General features: G+C 42.2%; 16 protein-coding genes. 12 read left to right on the top strand and 4 right to left on the bottom strand.

What is annotated here, in order from left to right; all coding sequences use genetic code 11:
* Positions 1–33 precede the first annotated feature (33 nt).
* The 5 genes from AOQ70_RS07610 to AOQ70_RS07590 all read left to right on the top strand — a co-directional run bounded on the left by AOQ70_RS07610 (position 34) and on the right by AOQ70_RS07590 (position 4,535).
* Entirely contained in the window at positions 34–753 is a 720-nt protein-coding gene (locus AOQ70_RS07610) for an MBL fold metallo-hydrolase (RefSeq protein WP_059375516.1), read from the top strand.
* 3 nt (positions 754–756) lie between these two features.
* On the top strand, positions 757–1,329 hold the full coding sequence (locus tag AOQ70_RS07605) for a TetR/AcrR family transcriptional regulator (protein WP_058837910.1): 573 nt from the start codon (positions 757–759) through the stop codon (positions 1,327–1,329).
* A 135-nt stretch (positions 1,330–1,464) separates the two neighbouring features.
* Positions 1,465–2,346 (top strand): hypothetical protein, encoded by an 882-nt coding sequence (locus tag AOQ70_RS07600; RefSeq protein WP_059375514.1) that lies wholly within the window; start codon positions 1,465–1,467, stop codon positions 2,344–2,346.
* A complete protein-coding gene (locus AOQ70_RS07595) occupies positions 2,309–2,917 on the top strand; it encodes a DUF4166 domain-containing protein (protein ID WP_059375513.1) in 609 nt (202 codons plus the stop codon). Before AOQ70_RS07600 ends, AOQ70_RS07595 begins: the two co-directional genes overlap by 38 nt.
* A complete protein-coding gene (locus AOQ70_RS07590) occupies positions 2,907–4,535 on the top strand; it encodes a YndJ family protein (protein WP_231730844.1) in 1,629 nt (542 codons plus the stop codon). Before AOQ70_RS07595 ends, AOQ70_RS07590 begins: the two co-directional genes overlap by 11 nt.
* Here the strand turns inward: AOQ70_RS07590 and AOQ70_RS07585 are convergent.
* Entirely contained in the window at positions 4,532–5,011 is a 480-nt protein-coding gene (locus tag AOQ70_RS07585) for a hypothetical protein (protein WP_039179231.1), read from the bottom strand. The genes AOQ70_RS07590 and AOQ70_RS07585 overlap by 4 nt on opposite strands.
* 245 nt (positions 5,012–5,256) lie before the next feature.
* Between AOQ70_RS07585 and csaA the strand changes: the two genes are divergently transcribed.
* The 3 genes from csaA (at position 5,257) to AOQ70_RS07570 (ending at position 9,126) form a co-directional block, all read left to right on the top strand.
* Positions 5,257–5,589: a chaperone CsaA gene (csaA, locus tag AOQ70_RS07580; RefSeq protein ID WP_039179228.1), complete on the top strand. Its 333-nt coding sequence runs from the start codon at positions 5,257–5,259 to the stop codon at positions 5,587–5,589.
* A 513-nt stretch (positions 5,590–6,102) separates the two neighbouring features.
* Positions 6,103–7,494, top strand: a complete 1,392-nt coding sequence (locus tag AOQ70_RS07575) for an MFS transporter (protein ID WP_039179225.1) — start codon at positions 6,103–6,105, stop codon at positions 7,492–7,494.
* A 24-nt stretch (positions 7,495–7,518) separates the two neighbouring features.
* Positions 7,519–9,126: a glycoside hydrolase family 43 protein gene (locus tag AOQ70_RS07570; protein WP_059375511.1), complete on the top strand. Its 1,608-nt coding sequence runs from the start codon at positions 7,519–7,521 to the stop codon at positions 9,124–9,126.
* Between the two features lie 47 nt (positions 9,127–9,173).
* Here AOQ70_RS07570 and xylR read toward each other — a convergent pair whose 3' ends face one another.
* Complete coding sequence (gene xylR, locus AOQ70_RS07565) at positions 9,174–10,334, bottom strand: transcriptional repressor XylR (protein WP_039179219.1); 1,161 nt, start codon at positions 10,332–10,334, stop codon at positions 9,174–9,176.
* Between the two features lie 210 nt (positions 10,335–10,544).
* On the opposite strand from xylR, the gene xylA reads away from it, so the two are divergent.
* The 3 genes from xylA to AOQ70_RS07550 all read left to right on the top strand — a co-directional run bounded on the left by xylA (position 10,545) and on the right by AOQ70_RS07550 (position 14,191).
* A complete protein-coding gene (xylA, locus tag AOQ70_RS07560; protein WP_058837903.1) occupies positions 10,545–11,882 on the top strand; it encodes a xylose isomerase in 1,338 nt (445 codons plus the stop codon).
* 35 nt (positions 11,883–11,917) lie between these two features.
* Positions 11,918–13,417 carry a xylulokinase gene (xylB, locus tag AOQ70_RS07555; RefSeq protein ID WP_059375508.1) on the top strand — a complete coding sequence of 500 codons (1,500 nt, stop codon included), beginning with the start codon at positions 11,918–11,920 and terminating at the stop codon, positions 13,415–13,417.
* Between the two features lie 87 nt (positions 13,418–13,504).
* A complete protein-coding gene (locus AOQ70_RS07550) occupies positions 13,505–14,191 on the top strand; it encodes a glycoside hydrolase family 11 protein (protein WP_059375506.1) in 687 nt (228 codons plus the stop codon).
* 245 nt (positions 14,192–14,436) lie between these two features.
* Here AOQ70_RS07550 and AOQ70_RS07545 read toward each other — a convergent pair whose 3' ends face one another.
* Both AOQ70_RS07545 and AOQ70_RS07540 read right to left on the bottom strand, forming a co-directional pair.
* Positions 14,437–16,479 carry a molybdopterin oxidoreductase family protein gene (locus tag AOQ70_RS07545; protein ID WP_059375503.1) on the bottom strand — a complete coding sequence of 681 codons (2,043 nt, stop codon included), beginning with the start codon at positions 16,477–16,479 and terminating at the stop codon, positions 14,437–14,439.
* 131 nt (positions 16,480–16,610) lie between these two features.
* Positions 16,611–17,807, bottom strand: a complete 1,197-nt coding sequence (locus AOQ70_RS07540; RefSeq protein ID WP_059375501.1) for a cytochrome P450 — start codon at positions 17,805–17,807, stop codon at positions 16,611–16,613.
* Between the two features lie 422 nt (positions 17,808–18,229).
* Here AOQ70_RS07540 and proC point away from each other — a divergent pair, with 422 nt between their 5' ends.
* Positions 18,230–19,075 carry a pyrroline-5-carboxylate reductase gene (gene proC, locus AOQ70_RS07535; RefSeq protein WP_269433596.1) on the top strand — a complete coding sequence of 282 codons (846 nt, stop codon included), beginning with the start codon at positions 18,230–18,232 and terminating at the stop codon, positions 19,073–19,075.
* The last annotated feature ends 11 nt before the right edge of the window (positions 19,076–19,086 follow it).

Here is a 19,086-nt window from a genome sequence, read left to right as displayed (position 1 = left end):
AAAACTAACGACATTAGTTTTAGGAGGGCAATCATGAGATTAACAACTTTTGACCGTCTGCACCAGCTTACATTGATGCCGCGATTATTTCCGGTAAATTGCTATGTATTTGAGGAAGAGGAAGGACTCATTTTAATTGATGCTGCTTTAAAAATGGCGGCGAACTCGATCATCGAATTTGCCCGTAAAAAGAACAAACCAATTCATAAGATTATTCTCACTCATAGCCATATGGATCATATCGGTGCATTAGATGAGGTGAAAAAGGCTTTTCCCGAGGCAGTCGTCTATTTATCAAAACGTGATGCCCGCCTTTTTGAAGGTGACTTTTCCTTGCTGCCTAGTGAACCCCAGCAAAAAATCAAAGGCAGTTTTATGAAAAATATTCATACAAAACCAGATGTGCTTGTCGAAGAAGGAGATGAGATTGGGCCCTTCAAAGTGATTGCAACACCTGGCCATACACCTGGCAGCATTTCTTTATACGATGAAAAGTCAGGAGTTGTCATTGCAGGTGATGCACTTGTGACAAAAGGCGGCTTATCGGTAACGGGTGAGTTTCGGTGGAGCTTTCCGTTCCCGGCATTTGCCACATGGGATGCAGAAACCGCACTAAAAAGCGCTGAAAAATTACTATCGCTGCGCTTATCCTGTCTTGCTGCCGGACATGGTGACCTTATGATTGAACCTCATGAAAAGCTTCAAGCTGCCGTCCGTAAAAGGCAGCACCAGCTAAAAAAAGGAGGGCAGTAAACCGTGTCTCCAAGAATGGGAATTACACAAGAAAAAATTATGGATACAGCGGCAGCATTTGTTGATGAAGAGGGCTTTTCCGCTTTGACCATTGCTACATTGTCTAAAAGGCTGAACATCAGACCGCCTTCTCTTTACAATCACGTATCCGGCCTTCATGAGATTCAGGCAGCACTCGCAGTAAGGGGGCTGTCCATGCTTTGTGAGGAAGGGATGCAAGTCACAGAGGGGCTGGAAAAAGAAGCAGCTGTTTTAGCCTTTGCCAGACAATATGTGCAATTTGTCCGAGAACACCCCGGTCTTTATGAAGCTGCCTTTTCACATATGAACGAAAAAGAAGTACGACTTGCAGCAGAGCGCCTTGTTCAGTTTGTTCAATCCATTATGTCACGCTTTGGTGTAAAGGAAGAGGAAATGACGCATGTTGTCAGAGGACTGAGAAGCTTACTGCACGGCTTCGGTGATATTTCTAATAAAAAGGGATTTCAACGAAAAGAACAGCTTGAAGAAAGTGTGAGCTATGCGGTTCGGCTCTATATCACAGGAGTATTGCAAAAAGAAGATCTGTCTATATGACAGGTCTTTTTTTTGCAGCGAACCGATATCATAAATGGCACAATTTTTTAAGAAAAAATGAATAAAGATTTGACAGTTTTGTGAAACATGGTATGCTTATTATGTGAAATAATTCACATAGAGGAGTAGAGGCAGATGAAAAGAAAGCCTGTTTATGTGGAAACAACCATTCATGCACCTTTAGAGAAAGTATGGGAATATACGCAAAATCCAAAGCTTCATGAACAGTGGGATTTGCGCTTTTCAACCATTTCATTAAATGAACCTCAAGATGAACAGCCCCAAACCTTTTTGTATGAAAAGCATCTTGGATTTGGTGTAAGTGTCACAGGGACAGGAGCATATCGAACTAGAATGATGGATGAACGGAATGAACGGGCATCCTCGCTGAAATTTAAATCGTCACACCCGTTGTCTTTTATCAAAGAAGGCGGCGGCTATTGGAAATATGTGAAAATGAACGATCAAATTGTGTTTCAAACTCAATTTGATTACGAAACGAAAGAAGGAAAAGGATGGGCGTGGGCAGATCGATTTCTTTTTCGCCCGATGATGGGGTTTATGACGGCCTTTAGTTTTGGCGCACTAAAGACGTGGCTTGAAAAGGGAACGCATCCTCGGTTGTTACTGGAGAGAACCCTTGCCCATTATGGAATTTGTTTGCTGTTTGCCATCGTCTGGCTATGCCAAGCGGTCATCCCATTTTCACATTCCGCTTTTGATCATAGTACCGGATTTCGGTTGTTTTATGCCCTGATAGGCGTATCGTGGCTGATACCTAAGCTATCAAAGAAATATCTGTTCATTCTTCAAAGCGTGTTTCTTCTGATGATGCTTTGTATCGGGATTGTATCCCCACAATCGACACTTCATGAACCGCTTGTGATGAGTGCATTTTTGATCCTATCCATTGGAGGAATGATTAATTTAAAAGATTGTATAGATGTATTTTCGATCAAACGGAAAAGGGGAGGTAGACATGGTCGTTCATCGTCATCAAGTAAAGGATTACGATAAGCTTCATCCAAAATTAAAAGAGAGATACAACCGTGCGTTTACCGCCGAAGGCACTATGGAGGAAATAGGCGGCGGAACGAGGCTCATTCGATTTTTCTTCAAAATTGGTCCACACTTTCGCTGTTTTTTCCCCGAGAGAGGAAAAAACATTCCCTTCCGAATTGTGAATAAACCCTTTATGACAAATAAGGGAGAGGAAGGCATGCACTGGTTCCGTACGTTTTATTTCCCAAAGAAGCAAAGGCACTTTGATGCAGATATGATCATTGATCAGAAGAGTCATAAAGTACTAGACTATTTTGGAAAGCCTAGACTTCTTATGTCAGAGCTTCATTTTACAGTAACAAAGCATGGTTTTTTCCACATTCAATCCGGTAAGCAGAGGCTGCTGTTATTAGGACGTGAGTGGCCGCTGCCTTCATGGCTTTATGGTGTGTCAGATGTCACAGAAGGCTACGACGAGCGTACAGATGAGTATACCATTCATGTGCATGTGAAAAATCGACTGTTTGGCACTCTTTTTACATATAAAGGCCGATTTACTGAAAGGGTGGAGTCTCATGATGAATAAATGGCACTTGATATCAAGCCTTCTCTTCATGTGTTGTTTTATCGCCGCCCGTTTGATGACAGGTCCGATAGCAGAGTTTTTTGTACTGATAGCGATTCTGTTTTTCCTTCCTGCAGTGTTAGCTTTTTTTGCGAAGGAAGAGAGTGAGAGTAAGCCGGGAGTACTGCTCGGTATTTTAATGAAAGCCTTTCCATTAGCTGCTTTTTGTGCAACGGCTGCATTTATCTATCATTCTGCTTTGTTTGCATCGGGATGGTTTTTGTATACGATCATCTTGGCGTTATATGGCTTTACTCGTTTGCTGAAAAGGGGAACCTTTCCGCTTCATGAATTGATGATCGATGGTGCATGGATGTATCTCGCTTTAGGCGGGCTTTGGTTTTGGCTGTACACAGCAGATATACAGGTGATGACCTTTTCACCAATCATCGTGCTTTTGACTGCTATTCATTTTCATTACTCTGCTTTTTTTATCCCGCTTTTCTATGGATTATTAGGGAGACAGAGAGAAAAAGAGACAGCTTTATACAAAGCGGCAGGCTGGGGGATTTTGCTGTCGCCTGTGATGATTGCTGTTGGGATTAGCTTCTCCCGTCTATTTGATACGTTCAGCGTTATGCTATATGTCATTGCACTCTATTTGTACGGCATTCTTTGTATGAAAACAAGGTTTCGATCGACTGTGGCAAAAAGGCTGGTTCTGTTTTCTAGCTGCATCTTAATGGCGACGATCGTGCTATCTCTGCTTTATTCCGCCGGCATGCTCATGCGCGTGACCTATATCAGTATTGATCAGATGATTTGGTTTCATGGTAGTATTAATGCTTTTTTTGTGATTTTACCAGGTCTGATTGGATGGCTGATCGAAGGGCCAAAGGATCAATTGAAACAGAAGAACTTTCCGATATCAAGCGTGCATGGCCGTTTTCATAAGATCTCTTTTCAAAAGGAAAGAATGCATGATCGCGAGAAGCTCGGTTTAGTCGATTCACTTGATGATTTAAATGGAACGACGTTTTCAGCTGAAAGGGTATCACCTGTGATTCGAAGGTTTTATGAAAATCCGACGGTATTTACTTTAAAAGCAGCAGTCTGTTTTCATTGGTGGGTGAGGCCGTTTGTTTTTTTACTTCAGCCCATGTTAAAAAAAATAGGGCAGCTCTATTTAGGAACATCTCGTATCCCTTATGAAATGAAGGGACGTCTGACAACATTTCAACATCCTAAAGAAGAGCGAAAGAATGTCAGGGCGTGGATTCGTCACAACGAAAAAGGGGAGCAGGTCTTTTTTGCACTTTATGCTCATCATCACGATTCAGCTGCGGGCTATATGAATATTGCGCTGCCACTTCCATATTCTCAGATGACCGCCATTTTAAAACCTTTTAATGAAAAGGAAGACTTGCTCTTAAAAAGTGCATGTCCAAAAGGCAGTACCGGTGACGAAGGATTGTATTTGCATACGCCTTTTATCACCATGAAACTGCCAATGGAAGAAAGCTTTCATATGAAGCCGGAGACAGATAAAAGTCTCACAGCAGTTCATCAAATGAAGCTATTCGGTATTCCCTTTTTAACGATTCATTATCAAATTGAAAGCCGGAAGCCATCCTGTTAGTCAATAATGTCACATGGTTCACCGTGCCGAATGATGTTCACAATCGCTTGCCCATCACTCGGATGATGATCTGCATACTGGACTGGCAGCAGTGCAAAAAATACATAGTAGACAGAGAAGTAAGCAAATTGATAGAAAAATTGATGTTCTGGCAGGATATCATTGGCGATCATTGTATTCAGGATGAGAACACTGAGCAGGTTGCATAATGATCCACCTAGGTAGACAAGAATGTGCGAGAATCGGTTATTTTTCCTCATTTCTTCATAATGGCAAAATGCATCTAGAAAATAGATACGTCTAATTTCAACAACGCCTATTTTCAATACTTTTTTGCCTCTGCCAAGAGCAAAAGAAACCTTTGCGCCAAACATCCACGCGACCATAATATGGCCAACCTGATGCAAGATGGCAACGATAGGAAGAATGACGAAAAACGACCAGCAAAATGTCCACATATCCGATAATGTAAACAAGTGTTAACCCCTCCCCAATATATTTGGGAGGAAGCAGTAGGATTATTTGCCATTTTACTGAATTCATTTTCAGGATGCAAACATTTAATACAAGACAATAAAAACATTATGTAAACTAAAGGGTGGATTTTGCGGTGAATCGGCTTTTTGACTCACTTTTTTTACGAAATGAATGTGCTACAATGAAAAAACAATCGATGACTCTAGTAAATGAACTTACCCTTGAATGAAGAGGAGAGAATCAGATGGCAGATATTGAACAGTTTTTAGCGTTAGATATTCGTGTTGGGACGATTATCGAAGCAGAATTCTTTGCAGAGGCAAGAGTACCTGCATTAAAACTCAAGATTGATTTTGGTGAAGAGATTGGTCTAAAACAATCCAGTGCTCAGCTGACAAAACGGTATACAGCTGAAAATATCATTGGCAGGCAAATCGTAGCAGTCGTCAATTTTCCGCCAAGAAGAATTGCAGGGTTCAAGTCAGAAGTGCTTGTATTAGGGGGCATGCCGTCAAAAGAAGACGTAGTATTACTAGCAACAGATGAGCCTGTAGAAAATGGGACAAAAATAGGATAAGAAAAAAGACATCTTCCTGAGAAGATGTCTTTTGCGTATTGAGGCGGAATAACCACACGCCACATTCGTGTGTGTCTCAAGGAGACATGTTACCCGACTTACACAATTCAGCTCATCGCTTGATAAATATAGCATGGGATGAGCTGAAATGCAACCATTAAATGATTCACTTCAGTTTTTCACGTCATTTCAGCAGAAAAATGACAAGAAATCAATTATTTGGATTATTTTTTCAAAAAATATTGAAAAGTCAGATCAGATTTTATAAAATGAACTCATCTTAGTTTGTTTAGTCGATAAACTAAGATGAGTTCTAAGTGATAATCCGACTATTAAAGGGGATGATTCTGTCATTCAAATCATTTGCTGCGTATGTGGGCTAAGCTGAAAGGGTTAGATGTTCAGCTTCATTTTTACAACAAATTGAAAGCGCTTTATATTCATTGTATTAACTGCTGCTGCCCTCCATCATCTGTTCATTAGAAGAGGCTAAGAGAAGAAGGGAGAAAGCTCATGGTAAGTGAGAATTTAAAAAAGATTCGTATGTCTGAAAAAGTGGGATATGCTTCAGGAGATTTCGCATGTAACTTAATTTATGCAACTGTCTCTACGTATCTATTATTTTTTTATACAGATGTGTATGGTTTATCAGCGGCAGCAGCAGGGACGATGTTTTTAGTTGTTCGGGCCATTGATGCGCTTGCAGATCCGTTTATTGGTGCATTGGTGGATCGAACGAACAGCCGTTTTGGCAGGTTCAGACCTTACTTGTTATTCGGTGCGTTTCCTTTTGTGGTACTCGCCATCCTTTGCTTTACAACACCTGATCTTTCTGAAATGGGTAAACTCGTTTATGCCTACATCACGTATGTTGGTTTATCGCTTACATACACATTCATCAATGTTCCTTATGGTGCTTTAACATCCGCAATGACAAGAAATAACCAAGAGGTTGTCAGTATTACGTCTGTTCGTATGCTTTTTGCTAATCTCGGAGGTCTAGTTGTTGCTTTTTTTGTTCCTTTTCTTGCGACTTTTTTGAGTGATAAAACAGGAAATACAGCCCTCGGCTGGCAGATGACGATGGCTTTTCTCGGCGTTCTTGGCGGTGCATTACTTATTTTCTGTTTTAAAAGCACGAATGAACGTGTCACGCTTCAAAAGCCGGAGGAAAAAATTAAGTTCAGTGATATCTTTGTCCAGTTACGTGTGAATCGTCCGCTTGTTGTATTAAGCATTTTCTTTATTATTATTTTTGGCGTGAACTCGATCAGCAACTCTGTTGGGATCTATTATGTGACGTATAACCTCGGCAGAGAAGATTTAGTGAAATGGTACGGACTCATTGGGAGTCTGCCAGCTTTAATGGTGCTGCCGTTTATTCCAAAACTGCACAAGCTGTTAGGAAAGAAAAAGCTGCTGAATTATTCATTATTGCTGAATATCGTAGGTCTTCTTGCATTACTTGTGATACCGCCGAGTCAAATCACTTTAATACTTATTTTCAGGCTCGTTGCAGCTGCAGGAAGTATTACAGCCGGTGCATATATGTGGGCGCTCATTCCTGAAACCGTTGAATATGGCGAATATAAAACAGGGAAAAGGATGGGTGGACTCATCTATGCCATCATCGGATTCTTCTTTAAATTTGGAATGGCATTAGGCGGGATTGTGCCAGGGCTTGTACTCGATCGCTTTGGCTATATTGCGAATCAAGTGCAAACACCAGAAGCATTACTTGGCATTTTAATCACGACAACGGTGATTCCTGTATGCTTACTGATTTTAGCGATGGTGGATATTAATTTTTATAACCTAGATGAAGAAAAACATAAAAAAGTCGTACGGGAGCTTGAGAACAGAGACAAGGTATATATCGATCATATGGACGATTTTAAAATGTAGGTCTCTGAAAGAGGAGGAAGTTCAATGAAGATTACCAATCCAGTGCTCAAAGGGTTTAACCCCGACCCAAGTATTTGTCGTGTCGGAGAAGATTATTACATGGCCGTCTCTACATTTGAGTGGTTTCCAGGGGTGCAAATTTATCATTCAAAGGATCTCGTTCATTGGCGCCTTGCTGCGCGTCCTTTGCAAAAAACCTCGCAGCTGGATATGAAGGGAAATCCTGATTCTGGCGGAGTATGGGCACCGTGTTTAAGCTATGCAGATGGACAGTTTTGGCTTATTTATTCAGATATCAAAGTAGTGGATGGTCCATTTAAAGACGGTCATAATTATTTGGTCACGGCAAGCGAAGTGGACGGCGATTGGAGTGAACCGATCCGGCTCAACAGCTCTGGGTTTGATCCATCTTTATTCCATGATCAAAGCGGGAAGAAATACGTCTTAAATATGCTGTGGGATCATAGGGAAAAGCACCATTCTTTTGCAGGTATTGCCTTGCAGGAATATAGTGTGGCTGAAAAGAAGCTCATCGGTCAAAGGAAGGTCATTTTTAAAGGCACACCGATTAGACTGACAGAAGCGCCGCATCTGTATCATATCGGTGACTACTACTATTTATTAACGGCAGAAGGAGGTACCAGGTATGAGCATGCGGCAACGATCGCCCGGTCCCCACATATTGAAGGGCCTTATGAGGTTCATCCTGATAACCCGATTTTAAGTGCCTTCCATGCGCCTGAACATCCGCTTCAAAAATGCGGGCATGCTTCAATCGTTCAAACGCATACAAATGAATGGTATCTCGCTCATCTCACTGGCCGCCCAATTCAATCAAGCAAGGAATCTATTTTTCAACAGAGAGGGTGGTGCCCTTTAGGAAGAGAAACAGCCATACAAAAGCTAGAATGGAAGGATGGCTGGCCTTATGTTGTTGGCGGAAAAGGGGGGACGCTTGAGGTTGAAGCGCCAAAGATCGAAGAAAAGGTTTTTGCACCAACCTATCATACAGTCGATGAATTTAAAGAATCAACACTAAATAGACACTTCCAAACATTAAGAATTCCGTTTACCGATCAGATTGGTTCGTTAACGGAGAAACCTCAGCATTTAAGGTTATTCGGTCACGAATCTTTAACGTCTAAGTTTACCCAAGCTTTTGTTGCAAGGCGCTGGCAAAGCTTTTATTTTGAAGCAGAGACAGCTGTTTCGTTCTTCCCAGAAAACTTTCAGCAAGCCGCTGGTCTTGTGAATTATTATAATACGGAAAACTGGACAGCACTCCAGGTGACATATGATGAGGAACTTGGGCGCACGCTTGAGCTATCTGTCTGTGAAAACCTTGCCTTTTCTCAGCCATTGACACATAAAATCATCATTCCAGACGAGGTCACTTATGTCTATTTAAAAGTGACCGTTCAGAAAGAGACATATAAATATTCTTATTCTTTTGATCAAAAAGAGTGGAAGGAAATTGATGTGCCGCTTGAATCCATCCATTTATCCGATGATTTCATTAGAGGTGGGGGATTTTTTACAGGAGCATTTGTCGGTATGCAGTGTCAAGATACGAGCGGCGAGCGTCTGCCTGCTGATTTTCACTATTTTCGCTACGAGGAAACAGATGAATAAAAAAAAGACAACGCGCTACGGGCTGTCTTTATTGGAAAATAAATAGGTCATGTTGTGAGGGTGGCATCTTGCAGGAAAGCTTCTATGACAAGAGATGTCATCCCCAATACTGGTGCATTGTGTCCTAATGATGAGGGGAGCAGCTCTATCTGTGAGCTGAATTGCGTATCCATTCGTGAGGATACTTCCTCCCCAATCACATGTAGAACCGTCTGATGTGATTCGATCACTTTGTTTCTTAAAATGATGGCTTGCGGGTTAAAGGTATGAAGAACGTTTGTGAGGCCGACGCCAAGGTAAAAACCAAAGTTGCGCAGAGCATTGAGCGTTCTCATATCATTTAACTTGGCCAGCTGTTCCAGGTTTTGATGGGAGATGGGCTGACCATCTGTTTGAAGAGACTGAAACAAGGCTTTCTCAGATGCATACAATTCCCAGCACCCACGGTTCCCGCAGCTGCATGTTGGTCCATTAAAATCAATCGTCATATGTCCCATTTCACCAGAAAAGCCGTACGCTCCTCTGTATAAGTGATGATTGATAATGATTCCGATCCCTATGCCAGTGCCGATGCTTGCATAGATCAAATGGTCATAGTGTTTAGCGGCACCAAAGATTTTTTCACCATATGCACCGGCATTTGCTTCATTTTCAATGAAGATCGGAACTTGGAATGTGTCTTGGAGCGGCTTTTTCAGATCAACATTTTTCCATTTGGAATGAGGCGTAAACACGATTTGTTCATCTGCATTCACTAACCCATGTATGCATAGACCAATGCCAATGAGCCCGTATGGGGAAGAGGGCATTTGTGTGATGAGCTGCTGTATTAATTCAATTAATTTACGTATCGTTACATCAGGAGAGCTCGGTGGGAGCTTGATCTGCTCTTCGTAAAGAATGGACCCTTCAAGGTCTGTTAATATGCCATTGACATAATCAACACCAACATCAATCCCGATGGAGCAGCCAGCACGTTTATTAAACATCAGTAAAACCGGTCTTCTCCCGCCGCTAGACTCACCTTGGCCGATCTCATAGACAAGATGTTCCTTCATTAACGTACTTACTTGAGAAGAAACAGTCGATTTATTTAATCCAGTGCGTTCAGATAATTTTGCTCGCGAAATGGGCGCATGCTGGAGAATTTCTTTTAATAATAGTTTTTGATTTATTTTTTTTACAAAGTTCTGATCAGCGATATCCACGTTATCCACTCCATTTGTTTCGTCTTTAGATTAAGTTGAGAAGAGCTGCTTTTTTCCGTATGTATTCGATAAAAAAGATGATTTTAACTTTATTATAACGAAAATATTTCTAAAAAACTAAAAAATATGGAAAATTCAAAGAGATTTTCTCATACATTGATCATTAGTTTGTTGAATCAACTTATAAAGTGTACTCAGGAGGAATGAAGAATGGCTAAATCAAATATGAAAACGTTATACAGCTTAGAAGGAATCAGCAAAATTCAATATGAAGGAAAACAATCAAAAAATCCACTCGCCTTTCAATACTATAATCCAAGCGAAGTGATTGGCGGAAAAACGATGAAAGACCACCTGCGTTTTTCAGTCGCTTATTGGCATACATTAACCGCTGATGGAACTGACATGTTTGGAACTGGCACGATGCAGAGAGCATGGGACTCCTATAGCGGAATGGATTTAGCAAAAGCTAGATTGGAAGTCGCTTTTCAGCTTTTTGACCTACTAGATGTACCGTATTTTTCATTCCATGACCGCGATATCGCGCCAGAGGGAGAGACGCTTCAAGAGACCAATCAACAATTAGACATCATTTTAGAAAGAATGAAAGAATACATGCAGCAAAGCGGAGTAAAGCTGCTGTGGAACACGGCCAATATGTTCAAGCATCCTAGATTTGTACACGGTGCTGCGACATCTTGTCATGCAGATGTCTTTGCCTATGCGGCCGCACAGGTTAAAAAAGGCATCGAAACTGCCAAAGAACTTGGTGCAGAAAATTATGTTTTCTGGGGTGGACGAGAAGGGTACGATACGCTGCTTAATACAGATATGAAAAGAGAGCTTGATCACATGGCGGCCTTCTTGCATATGGCTGTTGATTATGCAAAAGAAATTGGGTACACAGGTCAATTTTTAATTGAGCCAAAACCAAAGGAGCCCACAACTCATCAATACGACACAGATGCAGCGACATCCATCGCCTTTTTAAAGCAATACGGATTAGATTCTCATTTTAAATTAAATATCGAAGCCAATCATGCGACACTCGCTGGCCATACGTTTGAGCACGAATTGCGTGTCGCAAGAATTCATGGGCTGCTCGGTTCTGTTGATGCGAACCAAGGGAATTCGCTTCTTGGGTGGGATACAGATGAATTTCCAACCGATCTGTATGCCACAACTCTTGCCATGTATGAAATTTTGCAAAATGGCGGGCTAGGGGCTGGTGGTCTCAACTTTGATGCAAAAGTGAGAAGAGCTTCCTTTGAACTTGAAGATATTTTATATGCCCATATTGCCGGAATGGATGCATTCGCAAAGGGACTGCGGGTCGCTCATAGACTCATAGAAGATCGTGTGTTTGAAGATGTGATAAAGCACCGGTATCGCAGCTTTTCTGAAGGAATTGGACGTGACATTTCAGAAGGGAAGGCAAACTTTCATACATTAGAAGAATATGCGCTGAAACATCCTTTGATCAGAAACGAATCGGGAAGAGAGGAACAGCTGAAGGCCCGTTTAAATCAATACTTGTTAGAAGATTAATTGAATGGGCGGACCTGTTTTGAAGGAGTGAAAACATGAAATATGTGATGGGAATTGATCTTGGAACGAGCGGGGTCAAAGCGATATTAGTCGATGAGAGCGGAAAGGTGTGCTACGAAGCCTCTAAGCCGTACCGCCTCATTCAAGAGAAACCGGGATATTGTGAGCAGCACCCCGAGGATTGGGTAGAGCAGACAATAGCTGTGATGAAAGAACTGATGGCAAAGCAGCCTGTTCATTCAAGGCAAGTCGAAGGCATCAGCTTTTCCGGACAGATGCATGGGTTGGTTCTATTAAATGAATCTCGCGAAGTGCTACGCCCTGCAATTTTATGGAATGATACACGAACGACAGCACAATGTGAACACATGACAAAAAAGCTGGGGGACCGGCTGCAAAAGATCACAAAAAACCAGGCGTTAGAAGGATTCACACTGCCTAAATTACTATGGGTAAAGGAACATGAACCACATATTGATCAACAAATCGACATGTTTTTACTCCCAAAAGATTATGTCAGATTTCGTTTAACAGGCGCTGTCCATATTGATTATTCTGATGCGGCGGGCACTTTGCTGTTAAATATCGGTGAACAGACGTGGAGTGAGGAGATTTGTCAGGCATTTGACATTTCTCCTCATATTTGCCCGCCGCTTGTCACATCAGAGGCGGAGGTTGGTACACTTTTGCCGCACATTGCACGTGATGTTGGGATGAAAGAAGGCGTGAAGGTTTTTGCCGGCGGGGCAGATAATGCTTGCGGAGCAATTGGTGCTGGTATCTTATCCTCTGACCGCACGTTATGCAGCATCGGCACATCGGGTGTCATTCTCTCCTATGAAGAAGATCATGAAAGGGAACTTCAGGGGAATTTGCATTTGTTTCATCATGCAAAAAAAGACGCTTTTTACACAATGGGCGTCACCCTTTCAGCGGGATATAGTCTTAACTGGGCAAAACACTTACTGTCACCTGAGGAATCGTTCCAATCACTTTTAGAAGGTGCGGCTCATGTTGCGCCAGGAGCGAAAGGATTGCTTTTTACTCCCTATTTAGTCGGGGAAAGAACACCTCATGCGGATTCGGTCATTCGCGGCAGCTTGATAGGATTAGACAGTAGGCATGAAAGGGCACATGTTGTCAGGGCTGTGTTAGAGGGAATTACCTTTTCGCTGAATGAATCTATCGCATTATTCCGGCAGGCAGGAAAAAACATAGATTCTATTGTGTCCATTGGCGGCGGTGCGAGAAGCCGGACTTGGCTTCAAATGCAAGCGGACATTTTTCAGGCTGACGTCATCCAGTTAGACAATGAACAAGGGCCTGCTTTAGGTGCAGCCATGCTTGCTGCGGTTGGCTGCGGATGGTATCCGTCACTTGAAGTATGTGCCCATCAGTTGATCCATCAAGCTGCTGTTTATGAGCCAAATCAGCAGCATGCGGAAGTATATGCTGATCTATTTCATTTGTATCAAAGGATTTATACACAAACAAGAGATATCCATGCCGGGTTAAAGCAGTATCGTTCCATCTAACTGAGAAGGCTGCATGAAAGGAGGTGATGGTTTTTTCACCTTAGGGATGACAGAACAATACGGATGAAAAAAGGAGAGGGATGGAAAATGAATTTGAAAAGATTGAGGCTATTGTTTGTGGTGTGTATTGGATTTGTGCTGACACTGACGGCTGTGCCAGTTGATGCGAAAACGATTTATAATAATGAAATGGGTACACATAGCGGATACGATTATGAATTATGGAAGGATTATGGAAACACCTCGATGACACTCAATAACGGCGGGGCATTTACTGCAGGCTGGAACAGTATCGGAAATGCTTTATTTCGGAAAGGAAAGAAGTTTGATTCCACTAAAACTCATCATCAGCTTGGCAACATCTCCATCAACTACAACGCAAACTTTAACCCAGGCGGGAATTCCTATTTATGTGTCTATGGCTGGACACAATCTCCATTAGCAGAATACTACATTGTTGATTCATGGGGCACATATCGTCCAACAGGAGCGTATAAAGGATCATTTTATGCCGATGGAGGCACATATGACATTTATGAAACGACCCGCGTCAATCAGCCTTCCATTATCGGGATTGCGACCTTCAAGCAATATTGGAGTGTACGTCAAACAAAACGTACAAGCGGAACGGTCTCCGTCAGTGCGCATTTTAATAAATGGGAAAGCTTAGGCATGCCAATGGGTAAAATGTATGAAACGGCATTTACTGTAGAAGGCTACCAAAGCAGCGGAAGTGCGAATGTGATGACCAACCAGCTGTTTATTGGACGATAAAAGCAGATAAAAAAGCCAGCATTTTTTGCTGGCTTTCAGCGTGTAGACAAACCCTCGCATTCGTTGTCAGCTCTGCGCGCTGGTGCTCACGAATGTCAAATTCGCTCCGCTCCAGTGCTCGAGCTTCCTAGACTTCAAAGGTTTTCTATCACGCTGAAAAGAAGACAAAGGGCTAAAATCAAAATCATTTTAGCCCTTTGTCAACAATCTGAAAGCCAGCAGTTTTTTGCTGGCTTTTACTTTTTCTATGATAATTTTTCAACTTCCACTCTTCCAGAAAAGAACGTCGCGCCGCCGCCCATATCTGCCAATCGATCAGGTGTTAATCCATTCACTAAATGCTTTTTGCCTTTTTGATCTGCCCATAATCCTTGACTGACCACAACACCAGATAAAACATTTTGACCGACTGACACGACAAGCTCACATTCTCCTCGATCGTTCAGCACACGCACCATGTCACCATCTTCAATCTTTCTTTCCTTTGCATCTTGTTCATTCATGTGCAGCTTCGGAAATTTCTCAAGCTTTTGATGCTTTTCATGAAGTGAGAAGGTGGAATTCAGAAAATTATGGTTTGGCCCCGGTATAAAGGTAAGCGGATAATCGCTTTCCTGATAAAGGGGCACATAGGTTGGAAGTGCTGGATACCCGTCTTTTTTCATTTGTTCAGAATAAAGCTCAATTTTCCCGCTTGGGGTTTGAAGCTTTAATTCCTCGAAAGATCCACGTTTTGCTTTGATCCATTTCTTTTCTTTTAATGCTTCGTATGAAATGTCCTCATAATGCGGATTTTCTGGATGATGAAGAGCTTGTTCCATGAGCTCAGCATCTGTCTCTCGGAAGGCTTCATCTTCAAAGCCCATCGCATGAGCTAGTAGGCGGAATACTTCAGTATTGGATTTGCTTTCTCCGTAGCGTTCTATCACTGGCTCCTGAATTTGAATATAATGATGCCAATATGATGTATAGAAATCCTCATTTTCAAAGGCAGATGTCGCCGGCAGGACAATGTCTGCATACGCCGCTGTTTCTGTTAGAAATAAATCATGAACCACTGTAAATAAGTCCTCTCTTAGCAAACCTTCTCTGACTTTATTCGCTTCAGGTGTTACAACTGCTGGGTTGCACGAGTAGATAAAGAGAGAATCAACGGAAGGCTCTGCACTTGTCAGCACACTTCCCAGCTGATTCATATTAAATGATCTAGGTGTGCGTTCTTTTAATAAATCCGGCCGCTGAAGAGCTGTTTCATTATAGCTAAGAAAAGACGAGTTTGATTTCATCGCGCCGCCGCCCTTGTGCAGCCATTGACCAGTCAGGGCAGGGAGGCAGGAAATCGTTCTAATACTCATCCCGCCATTATCATGGTGCTGCAAGCCATTCCCAATGCGAATGAGAGATGGTGATGTCTCAGCGTACATTCTAGCTAGTGTCATGATGTCATCCTTAGGGACACCCGTGATTCGCTCAACTGTGTCTGGATCATACTGCTTCACATGCTCGCGCAGCTCATTATGGCCGACCGTGTAAGTCTCTAAAAAGGCTTCATCTGTACGTTCCTCTTTAAAAAGGATATGCATGATGCCAAGGGCAAGCGCACTGTCAGTACCAGGTCGAAGCGGAATGAACCAATCTGCCATCCGGCCGGTTTGGTTCTTGTGAACATCAATCACGACAATCTTAGCTCCTTGCTTTCGCGCTTTTTGTGCCAATGTGATTTGGTGCATATTGGTCGATACGGCATTGATGCCCCAAAAGATAAATAGTTTCGTATGAATGGTGTCTTCAGGGTCTGTCCCAATGCTTGCACCCATTGTATATTTATAGCCAGTCGTTCCCGCTGACTGACAGATCGTCCGGTCTAACTGACTTGAACCAAGACGATAAAAAAAGCGGCGGTCCATTCCTTCTGCGTTGAGATTGCCCATGTTCCCATAGAAGCTGTAAGGCAGAATGCTTTCTGACCCTTTTTCTTCGATCAGCTTTGTCCATTTTTGACGAATGGTTTCAATGGCTTCTTCCCACGTAATCGGTGCAAACTGACCTTCGCCTTTTTGGCCAACACGTTTTAAAGGAGTGGTCAGTCTTTTTTCATCGTATAAACGGGCTGTGACATTACGCACTTTGTTACATATGTTTCCTTGTGTGACAGGGTGGTCCGGATCTCCCTGCACTTTCACGATCTTTCCATTTTCTTTATGTATTAAAAGACCGCACTGATCCGGGCAATCTAACGAACAAACTGATTTGAATATTCCGTCTTTCATCGCTGTATAATCGGTCATGAGTTTTCGGCTTCCTTTCTGCATTCCGTTATCGCTTTGTATGGACTTTATTTTAGCATGTTCGGAGGTGGAAGGTAAGAAAGAGATGATGAATTGAAGAAAATGAAAAAAAGCCCCTGAAAAAGGGACTTTTAAAAACGGGTGACTTGTACAGGAAATTCTTTCACACCAAACACAAACGTGCTTTGAATAGGTATTAGCTGATCTGCAGCGCAGGTGATGTCTTGAAACGTATGGAGTAAAACGTCAAGCGCAATGTTGCTTTCAAGCCGGGCAAGCGGTGCACCGAGACAGAAATGAATGCCAAACCCAAAGCTCATATGCGGATTTGATTTCCGATCAAGCCGGAACGTATCTGGATCTTCAAACTTCTGTTCATCCCGATTTGCTGAAGCAACCCAGCCGATGAGGTAGTCTCCCTTTTCAATGCGTGCGCCAGCAATTTCAACATCCTCTGCGGCGATTCGGCCAATGGCTTGAACAGGCGGATAATACCGCAATGTTTCCTCAGTTAATTGAGGAATAAGAGAGGGATCCTGTCGAACGGATTCAGCGATATCCGGCTGCTCTGTCAGCAGTCGTACGGCATTGGTTATTAAATTGGTCGTTGTCTCATTGCCTGCAACAAGTAATAGAATACAAAAGCCAAGCAGTTCATTCTCGGTTAAACGCTCTCCATCGATTTCAGCTTGAATGAGAAGCGAGATCAAGTCATCCGCAGGCGTTTCTTTTCGTTTTTTGATCAGATGAGCAAAATAAATGGACAGCTCTTCTTCAGCGCGTTTTTGCATATCTACAACAGCCTGAATGGCTTCTTTTGATTCATCCTTAGCACCTGCCACAAGGGCATCAGAATGTTTTTTAATCAGCTCTCTGTCCTGCACCTCTGCACCGAGAAGCTCAGCGATGATCATCACTGGCAGGGGAGCTGCTAAATCTTGCACGATATCAAACGTACGTTGATCCTTGACTTGATTTAATAGATCATGTGTCAGGTCTTTGATCTTATCTTCTAATTGTTTGATCGCTTTTGGAGTGAATGCTTTATTCACGAGCGCTCTCATCTTTGTATGTTTTGGAGGATCCATCGTTAAAATACTTGTTTTAGACGTGCTTCTTCCCCGCTGTGAAGAGAACACTTTAGGCTGCTTTAAAACAGACTGGATATCCGCATATCGAAAGAGATCCCAGCACTTTCTTGTCTCATCATATCTAATATCACTTTCAGCACGCAGCTCATTGTAAATAGAGAATGGGAAAAGAAGGTCATCGGTAGAACGGATTTCTTTCATTGGAATCACATTGATATAGTTTTCTTTCACTTTCATTATGAACGCTCCTTTTTCACATGATTTCTCTTTCACGGTATCACCAGTAAAATATCATTTCAACGGACATGTTTTCTAAAATATGTCAATAGTCTAATCGAAAGATTCAAGCACATTCACCAAATAGGAAAATAGAAAGTGATTAAAATGAGAGCGCTTTCTAAAAAATAGAATTGAAGTCACCGAAACCAAAAATAAAATGGGGAATTCAGTCGAACGAAAGGGTCCTATGATTCAAATGATCATAGTTCTTTTGATCTAAATCGCTGAATTTGAAAAACACGGCTAACATACTTACAGCAAGCTGTCCGCCATGCATTCGGGACTTTTGAAAAGCGCTGGCTCTTTCTTGACACGATTTCTCATCATGTTACGATAACTAACGTGTGAAAAACGCGAACAAAAAGCGAACAAGGGAGAGGATCAATATCATTGATCAAAAGAAAGTTGCTTTCATTGGAGCAGGTTCTATGGCGGAAGGAATGATTGCAGGGATTGTGCGATCAGGACAGATGCCGCTAGGCCAAATCTACGCAACAAACAGACAAAATCAACATCGATTGAATGAACTAACGAAACAATACGGAATTCAAACAGCCGCAATGGATTCATTTCCTTTTGAAGAAATGGATATGTTGATCCTGGCCATGAAACCAAAGGATGCTGAAGCAGCACTGGAATCATTAAAATCTCGTATTCAGCCACATCAGCTTATCATGTCTGTCCTTGCAGGTGTTAAGCTATCGTATATTGAAGACATGCTGCACGAAGGCCAGCCTGTTATAAGGGTCATGCCAAATACCTCAAGTACGATCGGGGCATCAGCGACTGCTTTATCTGCTGGACGTTATGTGAAAAACGACCATATGAGCATAAGTCAGGCTTTTTTATCTGAAATGGGCGAAGTCTATACCATTCAGGAAGAGCAAATGGATATCTTCACTGGAATTGCTGGAAGCGGGCCCGCCTACTTTTATTTCTTAATGGAAAGAATCGAAGAAGCAGGAGAAGAGGCAGGTTTATCAAAGGAATTGTCTCGCCAAATTGGCGCGCAGACACTCCTCGGTGCGGCAAAAATGCTCCAAGAAACAGAGGAAAATCCTTCAGTCCTAAGAGAGAAAATTACGTCACCAAATGGAACAACTGCTGCTGGACTGAATGCATTAGATGATTTTGGCGGAGGAGAAGCGATCAAGCAGGCCGTTAAACATGCTGCCAATCGATCAAAAGAAATAAGCAATCAGCAAAAACAAAAAGTATCTATATAAATAGAATTCAG

The sequence above is a fragment of the Bacillus sp. AM 13(2015) genome (genome assembly GCF_001518755.1).
Taxonomy (GTDB): domain Bacteria; phylum Bacillota; class Bacilli; order Bacillales; family Bacillaceae; genus Bacillus; species Bacillus safensis.
Note: the sequence above shows the minus strand (reverse complement) of the source record. Positions and strands in the feature narration are given on the sequence as shown.

What these genes read in the sequence shown, in the direction of transcription:
- AOQ70_RS07610 (WP_059375516.1), top strand. Translation starts at nt 34, where the DNA reads ATGAGATTAACAACTTTTGACCGTCTGCACCAGCTTACATTGATGCCG.
- AOQ70_RS07600 (WP_059375514.1), top strand. Translation starts at nt 1,465, where the DNA reads ATGAAAAGAAAGCCTGTTTATGTGGAAACAACCATTCATGCACCTTTA.
- AOQ70_RS07595 (WP_059375513.1), top strand. Translation starts at nt 2,309, where the DNA reads ATGGTCGTTCATCGTCATCAAGTAAAGGATTACGATAAGCTTCATCCA.
- AOQ70_RS07590 (WP_231730844.1), top strand. Translation starts at nt 2,907, where the DNA reads ATGATGAATAAATGGCACTTGATATCAAGCCTTCTCTTCATGTGTTGT.
- csaA (WP_039179228.1), top strand. Translation starts at nt 5,257, where the DNA reads ATGGCAGATATTGAACAGTTTTTAGCGTTAGATATTCGTGTTGGGACG.
- AOQ70_RS07575 (WP_039179225.1), top strand. Translation starts at nt 6,103, where the DNA reads ATGGTAAGTGAGAATTTAAAAAAGATTCGTATGTCTGAAAAAGTGGGA.
- AOQ70_RS07570 (WP_059375511.1), top strand. Translation starts at nt 7,519, where the DNA reads ATGAAGATTACCAATCCAGTGCTCAAAGGGTTTAACCCCGACCCAAGT.
- xylA (WP_058837903.1), top strand. Translation starts at nt 10,545, where the DNA reads ATGGCTAAATCAAATATGAAAACGTTATACAGCTTAGAAGGAATCAGC.
- xylB (WP_059375508.1), top strand. Translation starts at nt 11,918, where the DNA reads ATGAAATATGTGATGGGAATTGATCTTGGAACGAGCGGGGTCAAAGCG.
- AOQ70_RS07550 (WP_059375506.1), top strand. Translation starts at nt 13,505, where the DNA reads ATGAATTTGAAAAGATTGAGGCTATTGTTTGTGGTGTGTATTGGATTT.
- AOQ70_RS07545 (WP_059375503.1), bottom strand. Translation starts at nt 16,479, where the DNA reads ATGACCGATTATACAGCGATGAAAGACGGAATATTCAAATCAGTTTGT.
- AOQ70_RS07540 (WP_059375501.1), bottom strand. Translation starts at nt 17,807, where the DNA reads ATGAAAGTGAAAGAAAACTATATCAATGTGATTCCAATGAAAGAAATC.